This window comes from Phaeospirillum tilakii (assembly GCF_042683125.1).
Classification (GTDB): Bacteria; Pseudomonadota; Alphaproteobacteria; order Rhodospirillales; family Magnetospirillaceae; genus Phaeospirillum; species Phaeospirillum tilakii.
Genome location: NZ_JBHUIY010000091.1, coordinates 1 through 1,865 on the forward strand (window position 1 = coordinate 1; position 1,865 = coordinate 1,865).

At 73.2% G+C, this 1,865-nt stretch carries 1 protein-coding gene; it reads right to left on the bottom strand.

What is annotated here, in order from left to right; all coding sequences use genetic code 11:
- On the bottom strand, positions 1 to 1,865 hold a 1,865-nt coding region (locus ACFSNB_RS18640; RefSeq protein ID WP_377319311.1), incomplete at both ends, for a PAS domain-containing protein.

Consider the following 1,865-nt stretch of genomic DNA (forward strand, 5'->3'; position numbering starts at 1 on the left):
CAGCGCCACCAGCCGCGCCGCGCCGCTCCGCCCCGCCGGGTCGGCTTCCGGCGCGGCCTCGATCCGGGGCAGGTAGATCGAGAAGGTGGCGCCCTGGCCCGGCTCGCTGGCGACGAAGACGAAGCCGTCGGTCTGGCGGACGATGCCGTAGACGGTGGACAGGCCGAGCCCGGTGCCGGCGCCCACCTCCTTGGTCGAGAAGAACGGCTCGAAGATCCGGGGCAGGGTCTCGCGGCCGATGCCGGTGCCGGTATCGGACACCTCGATCAGGACGTAGTCCCCGGGCGGCATCACCTCGGCCCCGCGCGGGGTCGGCCGCTCGACCTTGACCGCGTTGGTGCGGATGGTCAGGGTGCCGCCGCCCGGCATCGCGTCGCGGGCGTTGACGGCGAGATTGATGATCACCTGATCGAACTGGCCGGGATCGACCCGCACCAGCCCGAGCGCCCGGCCGTGGATCATCCGCAGTTCGATCGTCTCGCCCAGCAGGCGGCGCAGCAGCGCCGACAGTTCGGCCAGGGCGTCGGTCACCGCCAGCCGGCGCGGCTGCAACGCCTGCCGGCGCGAGAAGGCCAGCAACTGCCGCACCAGCGCGGCGGCGCGGTTGGCGTTCTGCTTGACCTGCATGATGTCGGCGAAGCTGGGGTCGCCGACGCCGTGGCGTTGCAGCAGCAGGTCGCAGAACCCGATCATCGCCGTCAGCAGATTGTTGAAATCGTGCGCCACCCCGCCGGCCAGCTGGCCCATCGCCTGCATTTTCTGGCTCTGGGCGAACTGGCGTTCGAGGTTGCGCTGCTCGGTGGCGTCGATGAAATGGATGACGAGGCCCGAGATGGTGCCGTTGTCGTGCGAGGGGGTGACGAACAACTGGGCCACCGGGTTGCCCCGCCCGGCCAGGGCGAGGTCGAGATGGACCGCCGGCTGCGAGCCCTGCAACACCCGGCCGAGATGCTCGGCGGCGGTGGCGCGGGCGCTTTCGGCGATCAGCGCGCCGACCGGATGGCCGAGCAGGTCGTCGCGATCGACCCCGACCATCGCCGCCAAGGCGAGGTTGCAGCCCGACAGGGTGCCGTCGGGATCGACCAGGGCGATCCCGACCGGGGCGTCGTCGAACAGCCAGCGGAAGCGCCGCTCGGACGCCCGCAGCGCCCGCGCCCATTGCTGTTCCGGCAGCGGGTCGCGCAGCACCACCGAGCGGGTGAACATCTCCCCGCCCTCGTCATAGACCGAATGCGCCACCATCCCCTGGAACACCTCGCCGTTGCGGCCGGTGAAGCGCAGTTCGGCCCGCTCCTCCTCGGGGTTGGGGACGGTGCCGAACAGCTCGGCCAGCCCGCGCCCGATCAGGCCGTCGGGCGATTGGCCCAGCCAGTCGGCCAGCCGCTGGTTGACGTAGCGCAGCACCCCGTCGGCATCGGCCGAATAGCAGCCGACCGGCAGGAAATCGATGAAGTCGGACAAAAGCTCGCTCTCGCGCCGCAGCGTCTCGACGATCGCGCGCTGGCCGCTGATGTCCTCGGCCCGCCACACCCGGCCGCCGGGGCGGTCGCCCGGCCGCACCTCGATCGCCAGCCACGACCGCCCGCCGCCGATCAGCGGCAGCGGCAGCTCGATCCGGCGGAACCCGCCCACCGCCGCCGCCGCGGCGAGGCGTTCGAGCGCGGCCAGCGCGGTCTCGTCGGCCACCACCATCGACCGCAGCGGTTCGAGCGGGTCGGCGGCCGGGCCGAAGCGCCGCCGCGCCGCGCGGTTGCGGAACAGTTCGTCGCCGGCGGCGCCGATCACCAGCACCGCGCGCTCGTCGTCCTCCAGCGCGGCGGCGAGGGCGGCGGCGCGGCGGCGGCGCGGGCGGCGGCGGGTGAGCG